We start from the raw sequence: 8,973 nt of genomic DNA on the forward strand, positions 1-8,973 counted from the left end.
TGGTATAACCTTCATTTAGCGTTTCGTTATACCGGTATTATCTGAGCTGCGCTGCTTATACGCTATGATTTGAATCAAGTTGCGGAGACTTAGCGTATTTTTTTAAAACCTGTGCTACATCACCTTTTACTTTAAGACGTCTTATTTCATCAAATAGTGCATTGGCTTGTGGGTATTGGCGTTTTAGATAACCCAGCCATTGCTTAGTACGAGAGGCAAAATATTTTTCATCTTGTGTGGGGTCTTGATGAATAGCAGAGTGAATCAAATGATAAATTATATGTTCCCACTCTAGGCCTGTATATTGTTCATTATTAACATGAGCTTTAATTTTTTTCGCTAAATCAGGGTGAGAAAGCGCACCGCGCCCTAGCATTAAATCGCTACACTGGCTTCGTGTTTGACAAAGTAGGGCATCTTCCACTTGCCAAATTTCACCGTTGGCAACCACGGCGATGTTTTTATCTTTTATTAGCGGGGGGATTTTTCCCCAGTATGCAGGTGGGTTATAACCATCGCGCTTGGTACGTGCATGTATAGCAATACTATCTGCTCCAGCACTCACAACGGCATCTACAATTTCCTGGCTGTTACTATCATCGTCAAAGCCTAATCGTATTTTTGCACTTACTTGATGTTTACTATCTACCGCATCCCTTACCGCTTTGATTATGTCATACATATGATCAGGGTCTTTTAGCAGAACAGCACCCCCGCGGCTTTTATTTACCGTTTTTGCAGGGCAGCCAAAATTAAGATCTATACCGTGAGAGCCTAATTCGATAGCTCTAACCGCATTTTCTGCTAATACGTCGGCCACTTGCCCTAATAACTGTACGCGCACAGGAGTACCGGCTTTGGTTAAACCGTTATTATCGAGCTCAGGGCAATAGCGATGAAACACTTTAGCCGGTAAACATTTATCAATTACTCTAACAAATTCTGTTACGCATAGGTCAAAGCCACCAATATTGGTAAGAAGTTGGCGCATTTTAAAATCAACAACACCTTCCATAGGCGCTAAAACAAGTTTCATAGAGTATTTTTATTGAAAAAACGGGTGCGTAGTGTACCTGCAAAGTATGGTTTGATAAAACTTAAATTACTGTCCATATTTGTTTGTATAAATTTAAAAGTAAAAAAAATGAAAATAAATGAAAGTTTTTATTTGATAGCGGGTCTATTTAATTATACAAGCAACGCATAATTGACAATAATTAGTTTGCGTTATCTTAATACACACTTATATAAGAGAGTCATACAATGAATACAGTAAAGAAAAACTCAATCGCGTTAACCTTAGGTGCAGTAGTTGTTGGCTCTGCAAGTTTTGCCTCTGCAGATGCACAAGCAAACCCATTTGAATTTCAACAGCTAGTAACCGGATACCAGCTTGATGCGGCAGAAGGTAAGTGCGGTGAAGGCAAATGTGGCGGCGACGCAAAAGGTAAAAAAGAAGGTAAGTGCGGCGAAGGCAAATGTGGCGGTGAGGCAAAAGGTAAAAAAGAAGGTAAGTGCGGCGAAGGCAAATGTGGCGGCGACGCAAAAGGTAAAAAAGAAGGTAAGTGCGGCGAAGGCAAATGTGGCGGCGACGCAAAAGGTAAAATAGAAGGTAAATGCGGCGAAGGCAAATGTGGTGGCGACGCAAAAGGCAAAAAAGAAGGTAAGTGCGGCGAAGGTAAATGTGGCGGCGACGCAAAAGGTAAAAAAGAAGGTAAATGCGGCGGCCAATAACAGGCTGATTTAAGTACCTGATTTACTCAGATATACGTTATGCTAAAAGGGCCAAAAGGCCCTTTTTGTTTTAGGAGATAATGATGAGAGCAACACAAAACTCAGCATTTGGGATGGTGGGCTTAGGTCTTCGTCGAGAGATGCTTGATGAACTACTAGCGCATACACCAAAGCAAATTGATTTTATGGAAGTAGCGCCTGAAAACTGGCTTAAGCTCGGAGGGCGCTTTAAAAAACAATTTAAAACCTTAACTGACGCCAATAATTTTGTTTGCCATGGTTTATCGCTTTCTATCGGCTCGCCTGAACCTCTTGATATTGAATTTGTTAAATCGCTAAAAACGTTTTTTGATCAGCACAACATTAAACTATTCAGTGAGCACCTAAGTTACTGCTCTGGAAAAGGGCATATGTACGATTTAATGCCAATCCCTTTTACTGAAGATGCCATTGCACACGTTGTACCTCGCATCAAACAAGTGCAAGATATTTTAGAGCGCCAAATAGCCATCGAAAATGTCTCTTATTATGCGGCGCCTGGCCAGCAGTTATCTGAGCTTGAATTTACAAACACGATTTTAGAGCAAGCCGATTGTAAACTACTGCTTGATGTAAATAATATTTATGTAAATTCAATTAATCATGGTTACAACGCCGAAGCGTTTATATTAGGGTTACCTTCAAAACGCATTGCATATGGGCACGTAGCTGGGCACTACAATGAAGCCGATGATTTAATTGTTGATACCCACGGCGCTGATGTTATTGGCCCCGTATGGGACTTGCTTGATAAAGCGTACCAAGCGCATGGGGTGTTTCCTACCTTATTGGAGCGTGACTTTAATATTCCAAGTATAAATACACTAACAAAAGAGCTTGATATTATTCACGATTTACAAAATAAGCAGTTATGCGCATCGCCTTCTCAGCAATTAGCATAAAGGAAGAAATATGAGCTTTATTGACAGCCAAAATGAGTTTATGGCGCACATACGTGAGCCTGAGCATAATCCAAAGCCTAACGATATTGAAGATAGACGCATGGCGATTTACCGTGACTTATTTTTTAGTAATATTGCAGGGTTTATCTCATCTGGTTTTCCGGTGCTTAAAACTTTATATACACAGCAGCAATGGCAAAAATTAATACGGGCTTTTTTTAGTGAGCATGACTGTAAGTCGCCTTACTTTTTAGACATAGCAGGGGAGTTTATTAATTACTTATCGAGCAGCTATACCCTGCAAGAGTACGATTATGCATTTATGCTGGAGCTGGCACATTATGAGTGGATAGAGCTTGATGTTTCCGTGGCTAATGAAGATACCAATGAGCAACGCTTAAAAAGCACTGAACTAACCAGTTCTGCACTTTACTTATCGAGTGTAGCGCGTAATTTAAGCTACCAATATGCGGTGCAAAATATCAGCACAGAGTATAAACCCAGCACGCCATCTGAGGAGCCTAATTACTTTGTTGTATACAGAGATGATAACGACGACGTACAGTTTTTAGCTACAAATGCAATGACCGCCTTGCTACTTTCAATAATAGAATCTAATGCGGGCATTGACTTTGAGAGTGTATGCCAGCAGGTTTTAGTGCATGCGCCTAATTTTAGCGAACAACAAATTGCGCATGGTGCGTTAAGTACGCTTAATGCAATGTGCGAGCGCGGTATTATCGTGACAAAAAATCAACATTAAGGTCTTTATAGATGTTTTTACTTCGTCTATCATGGCAGCCTTATTTGTCGTGCTTAAAAAAAGGTTATACCAATGTCAGATGATAAAGACTTTAAAGATCCGTTTAACGCTACTTACTTTATTGCTTTTTTAGCAGTTTTTGTGGGTATTGGCTGTTTAAATGCGATTTTAGGCTGGATCACAAGCCTAACTTAAAGCTCCTTGCTCTATTAAGGCTGTTGTTTTTATCAGCCTTAAGCTTCTTTTCTTCCTCCACCCTTATAATTTTCATACCACCTCGGTATTAATAACAGCAAACTCGCATTTTAACGTCAGTTAAGGTTATAATCAGCTGCTTTGAAATATAAACTATTGAGCAATTAAACTTATGACTCAAGTAACACCCGCTATTATTAAAAACAGTATCGCAACCATTGCCGACTATCCTAAACCAGGCATTATGTTTCGTGATGTAACAACACTAATGGCAAATCCAGAAGCCTTTAAAGCAACAATCGATGCTTTTATAAACGAATATAAAAACCAAGGCTTTACAAAAATTATTGGTACAGAATCTCGCGGCTTTATTTTTGGTGCACCGCTATCTTACGCGTTAGGGATCCCTTTTATTCCTGTTCGTAAGCCAGGCAAGCTACCACGCGAAGTGATTCGCCAAGATTACCTACTTGAATACGGTGAAGACACATTAGAGCTTCATGTTGATGCTATTGTCCCAGGCGACAAAGTATTATTAGTTGACGATTTATTAGCTACCGGTGGCACAATTGAAGCCACAGCAAAGCTAGTTGCAAAATTAGGCGGCACAGCCACTGATGCAGCGTTTGTTGTTTCATTACCAGAGCTTGGTGGTGAGCAGCGTATAGAAAAAATGGGTATTAAAATCTTAAAACTGGTTGAGTTTGAAGGCGAGTAATTGATGAGTTATCAGGTTCTAGCGAGAAAATGGCGTCCGCAAACCTTTCATGAATTGGTTGGCCAGTCTCATGTAAAGCAAGCGCTTGTTAATGCGCTAACGCAAAATAGACTGCATCACGCTTATTTATTCACTGGAACCCGTGGTGTGGGTAAAACGACCATTGCGCGTATTTTTGCTAAAAGCTTAAATTGTGATGAGGGTATATCGGCATCTCCTTGTGGGCAATGTAGCAGTTGTACTGACATAGAAGCAGGGCGATACATTGACTTACTTGAAATCGATGCCGCTTCTCGCACCAAAGTAGAAGATACTCGTGAAATTCTTGATAACGTTCAATATGCACCCACGCGTGGACGTTACAAAGTATACCTAATAGATGAAGTACACATGCTCTCTAAGCATAGCTTTAACGCGTTATTAAAAACGTTGGAAGAGCCGCCAGAGCATGTGAAGTTTTTACTAGCAACCACTGATCCGCAAAAGTTACCTGTTACCATTTTATCACGCTGTTTACAGTTTAACTTAAATGCACTTTCGCAAAGCGAAATTAAAACTCAGCTTGAGCATGTACTTACTCAAGAGGAGTTAAACTTTGATAAAGATGCGCTAAGTATTATAGCAAAAGCCGCCGATGGCAGTATGCGTGACGCGTTGAGCTTAACAGATCAAGCTATTGCGCAAACCAACGGCGACATAAACAATCAAGCCGTACAAGCTATGCTTGGTTTAATGGACACCCATTACAGCCAAAGTTTGCTTGCTGCTTTGTTAGCACAAGATGGTGGCGCACTGATGGACGAAATAGCCCAAGTTGCGAGCCGTAATCCTAACTATATTGCACTACTTGATGATTTAATTGCATTAACTCATCTTATTCAATTAACTCAGCTTGTCCCGCAAGCAGCGCAACTTGATGATAAAAATGCCGATTATATTAGCCATGTTGCACAGCACACCCAGGCTCAACAAATACAGGTTTATTACCAGTTACTATTAAACGGTAAAAAAGACTTACAATGGGCGCCAGAGCCTCGTTTAGGCTTTGAAATGATAATGCTGCGCTTATTAGCATTTGAATCTGCAGGTACAACGCTTGCTCAATCGCTTCATGAGCCTAGTGTCACACCAAGTGCAGCCACGTCTGCGCCTACCAGTAGTAAAGGCCGTGCCGATGCGCTGCGTGATATATTAAATAAAAATAAAACACCATCGCAAGACGAAACCCCTGCTTCGCAAGCAATGGTTGAGAAAAGCCAAAACCAAAGTAATGCGCAAAGCCAAACAATTGATGAACCAGGAGAGCAACCGCCCACAGAGCAGCTAACACGCTCGCCAAGTGAGCAACACAGCAACAGCGTATCATCTGCGGCTCAAAGCCCGCAAAACGATATACCGAGCCCTGTGCGGCAAAGTGAGCACATTGCTAAGAGTGACGATGCTGCTGAGCGCCAAAGTGAAGACGATGCTTATCTGCAACACAGTAATATGGAGCAAAGCTTAGCCGCACAATTTGATGATGTTATGAGCAGTGCGGTGGATCAAGGTTATAACCCAGCACCTGTAGCGCAACACACACAACCCGCGCCTGAAAACGCCGATGCTAAAGATAGCAGTGTGCGTGAACAAGAAGCTCAAGCACAATCAGCAATTGCGCGAATTTTACGGGATAGAAATATATCGGGGGCAGGCAGGCTTTCTGGGGGGAGTGTAAATACCCCTGAGCAAGCGCAAACACCAAAAACACCTGCCCAAGCTACGCCTAACAGCGAAGCAAAGCCACACAATACAAGCCCGCAAGCGAGTGAGTCACAAAACGATTCACCGCCATGGCATGACCATGCGCAAGGCGATAGCGAAAAAAAGCCAACGCTCCCTGTAACAGGGAGCCAAACGCCAGCTGAGCCAGTAACGCAAAGCCAGCCAGCGCGTAAGGTTGATTTTAAAGAAAAGCATCAAACAATTACTGAAAACTTAGCGCCTGAGCTGCTGGAGCAAATTAATCCGCAAAAAAAGCCTGAGGTAATAGAGCAAGAGCCCGCTATACCGGTCCCAGATGATTTTCAAAGCCCAATTAGCGAGATTAAATTTGCGCATCAGCAAGGTGAGTGGGCTTATTTAATTAAGCGTATGGGGCTTGGTGGGCGAATGCGCCAATTTGCATTACACTCGATTTTTACCAAGCAAGGCGACAGTTTACATATTGACGTGGATGAATCGCAAAAACACTTAGATACGCCCATGCTTAGGCAAAAGCTCGATGCGGCGTTATCAAGCATTTACGGGCATAACGTATCGCTGAGTATTAACTTTGCAAAAGGGGTGATTGACTCGCCTTATTTAATTCAGCAAAAAATAGATGCAGGGCGACACCAGCAAGCAATTGATGTGATCACATCTGATGAAAACATAGTACAATTTCAGCAGCTATTTAGCGCCGAAATTGACGAAAACAGTATTCAGGCATTGTAATTAAATACAATCGCCCTTATCTTCATGACAACTAGAGTTTAAAAGAAAGAGAGAAAATTATGTTTAAAGGTGGAATGGGTAACATGATGAAGCAAGCGCAGCAAATGCAAGAGCGCATGCAAAAAGCCCAAGACGAAATCGCGACAATGGAAGTTGTTGGCGAAGCCGGCGCAGGCCTTGTAAAAGTAACCATGCTTGGTAATCATAACGTGCGTCGTGTTGAGCTTGATGAAAGCCTTATGGAAGACGACAAAGACATGATTGAAGATTTACTTGCTGCAGCATGTAACGATGCTGTTCGCCGCGTTGCTGACGAAACGCAAGAGCGTATGGGCAAAGTAACTGGCGGTATGCAATTACCACCAGGTATGAAAATGCCGTTTTAAGCAAATATGCAACTTTCAGATAGTTTAACGCAGCTTATAGAAGCGCTACGTTGCCAACCGGGTATTGGTCCTAAGTCGGCTCAGCGCATTGCGTTTCATTTATTAGAGCGCGATCGTAAAGGCGGTACTCAACTTGGTAACGCATTGACCAAAGCCATGGGCGCGGTTGGGCATTGTCAGTCGTGCCGCACTTTTACTGAGCAAGCGCAGTGTGATATTTGCTTAAGTACAAAACGCCAAGACAGTGGTGTGCTGTGTGTTGTTGAATCGCCTACCGATGTGTTGGCAATAGAGCAAACAGGCCAATACCTTGGTTTATATTTTGTACTTATGGGGCATTTATCGCCAATTGACGGTATTGGCCCTAAAGAAATAGGCCTTGATATACTTGAACAAAAGCTCTCGCACGGCGGTATTAACGAAGTGATTTTAGCTACCAACCCTACGGTTGAGGGCGAAACCACTGCACATTATATTGCCCAGCTTTGCCATAAATATAAAGTAGGGGCCTCGCGTATAGCGCATGGTATACCTGTTGGTGGCGAGCTTGATTTAGTAGATGGCACAACGTTAATGCATGCATTTAGTGGCCGCCGAGCGGTTATGCAGGACTAACACAACTATCTGAAATCGTTTTAAAAGCCTACATAGTAAAATATGTGGGCTTTTTTGTGTTTGCTATTTAATTACCGTATAACGTGTGTGAGTTTGCCGGTAATCATATTAAATTAATAAATGAGTTAAACTTGGCAACGTTGTGTTATAAATTATTGACTAACAACAAGATAACGTGATAGTTGCACGGCTCACGCGCCTTAAAAATATCGCTCAAGTTGCTATAAAAACATCAGGAATTTATCTGATTAGTAAGGAGTACTATGCAAAATAATAAACACGACAATAAAGGCGGTTTACTCAGCAGTAAGCGCTTTTTACCGCTATTTCTAACGCAGTTTTTGTCGGCTATGAATGATAATGTGTATAAGCAATCCGTGCTTATATTGTTAGTGTTTCAAGCTGCAACCCTTGGTGATGGTGCGCTGTATTCAAACCTTGCAGCGGGCTTATTTATATTACCGTTTTTTTTATTCTCAGGAATGGCGGGTCAATTAGCCGAAAAAACAGAAAAATCAAAGCTGATCCGGCTTGTTAAATTTTGCGAAATACCGGTTATGGTTATTGGCGCAGCCTCTATTTTTACGCAATATGTGTGGCTAATGCTGACCACCGTGTTTTTTATGGGCTTGCAAAGTACTTTTTTTGGCCCGCTTAAGTATTCAATATTACCGCAACATGTGGCACCTAACGAATTAACAAAAGCCAATGGCTTGGTTGAGTCTGCCACTTTTGTCGCTATTTTAATTGGTACTATTTTTGGCACCTATTACATTACTCAAACAACAGGTCCAACAATTATTAGTATTGCCGTGTTGATACTTGCGGTACTTGGCTTTTTCAGCAGCCGCTTTATTCCTATAAGCCAAGCCAATAATCCTAATTTGCACTTTACCTATAATATTTTTTCATCCACTAAAAATGTATTTAAAGCGCTTAATGCTCAAACAGAATCGGTTGGTAAATCGGTGTTGGGTATAAGCTGGTTTTGGCTAATAGGCGCGGTTATTTTAACGGCATTACCTAATTAACCTCAGATCTGCATAAGAATTAAAGTCGAGTCACTTTTATACTCGGCTTTTTAGTCTGAAAAGTGTAGGCAATTAATCCAGCCATTAAATTAACCATAAATGAGATGCAGCTGCGGTG

Annotated in this window: 9 protein-coding genes and 2 pseudogenes; 9 read left to right on the forward strand and 2 right to left on the reverse strand. The window is 41.6% G+C overall.

Features of this window, described 5'->3' with window-relative positions; genetic code table 11:
- Nucleotides 1-55: 55 nt before the first annotated feature.
- On the reverse strand, nucleotides 56-1,036 hold the full coding sequence (locus tag PSI06_RS16725) for a tRNA-dihydrouridine synthase (RefSeq protein WP_004588129.1): 981 nt from the start codon (nucleotides 1,034-1,036) through the stop codon (nucleotides 56-58).
- Nucleotides 1,037-1,263: 227 nt separating this feature from the next.
- Here PSI06_RS16725 and PSI06_RS16730 point away from each other — a divergent pair, with 227 nt between their 5' ends.
- The 9 genes and pseudogenes from PSI06_RS16730 to PSI06_RS16770 all read left to right on the forward strand — a co-directional run.
- Entirely contained in the window at nucleotides 1,264-1,734 is a 471-nt protein-coding gene (locus PSI06_RS16730) for an HvfA family oxazolone/thioamide-modified RiPP metallophore (protein WP_004588128.1), read from the forward strand.
- A gap of 83 nt (nucleotides 1,735-1,817) precedes the next feature.
- The gene (locus tag PSI06_RS16735) at nucleotides 1,818-2,675 is read left to right on the forward strand and encodes an HvfB family MNIO-type RiPP peptide maturase (protein ID WP_004588127.1); all 858 of its coding nucleotides are present in this window, start codon (nucleotides 1,818-1,820) and stop codon (nucleotides 2,673-2,675) included.
- Between the two features lie 10 nt (nucleotides 2,676-2,685).
- Entirely contained in the window at nucleotides 2,686-3,438 is a 753-nt protein-coding gene (locus tag PSI06_RS16740) for an HvfC family RiPP maturation protein (RefSeq protein ID WP_004588126.1), read from the forward strand.
- A gap of 72 nt (nucleotides 3,439-3,510) precedes the next feature.
- A complete protein-coding gene (locus PSI06_RS16745) occupies nucleotides 3,511-3,633 on the forward strand; it encodes a hypothetical protein (protein WP_004588125.1) in 123 nt (40 codons plus the stop codon).
- A 172-nt stretch (nucleotides 3,634-3,805) separates the two neighbouring features.
- Entirely contained in the window at nucleotides 3,806-4,351 is a 546-nt protein-coding gene (gene apt, locus PSI06_RS16750; protein WP_004588124.1) for an adenine phosphoribosyltransferase, read from the forward strand.
- 3 nt (nucleotides 4,352-4,354) lie between these two features.
- Nucleotides 4,355-6,823 carry a DNA polymerase III subunit gamma/tau gene (dnaX, locus tag PSI06_RS16755; protein WP_273605044.1) on the forward strand — a complete coding sequence of 823 codons (2,469 nt, stop codon included), beginning with the start codon at nucleotides 4,355-4,357 and terminating at the stop codon, nucleotides 6,821-6,823.
- Nucleotides 6,824-6,882: 59 nt separating this feature from the next.
- Nucleotides 6,883-7,209: a YbaB/EbfC family nucleoid-associated protein gene (locus PSI06_RS16760; protein ID WP_004588122.1), complete on the forward strand. Its 327-nt coding sequence runs from the start codon at nucleotides 6,883-6,885 to the stop codon at nucleotides 7,207-7,209.
- 6 nt (nucleotides 7,210-7,215) lie between these two features.
- Nucleotides 7,216-7,824: a recombination mediator RecR gene (recR, locus tag PSI06_RS16765; protein WP_004588121.1), complete on the forward strand. Its 609-nt coding sequence runs from the start codon at nucleotides 7,216-7,218 to the stop codon at nucleotides 7,822-7,824.
- A 263-nt stretch (nucleotides 7,825-8,087) separates the two neighbouring features.
- Nucleotides 8,088-8,852: pseudogene (locus PSI06_RS16770) on the forward strand (MFS transporter); the annotation flags it as partial.
- Between the two features lie 22 nt (nucleotides 8,853-8,874).
- Here the strand turns inward: PSI06_RS16770 and PSI06_RS21720 are convergent.
- Nucleotides 8,875-8,973, reverse strand: a pseudogene (locus PSI06_RS21720) (IS982 family transposase); the annotation flags it as partial.

The organism is Pseudoalteromonas sp. GABNS16E (genome assembly GCF_028598715.1).
In the GTDB taxonomy this organism is placed as follows: Bacteria; Pseudomonadota; Gammaproteobacteria; order Enterobacterales; family Alteromonadaceae; genus Pseudoalteromonas; species Pseudoalteromonas atlantica.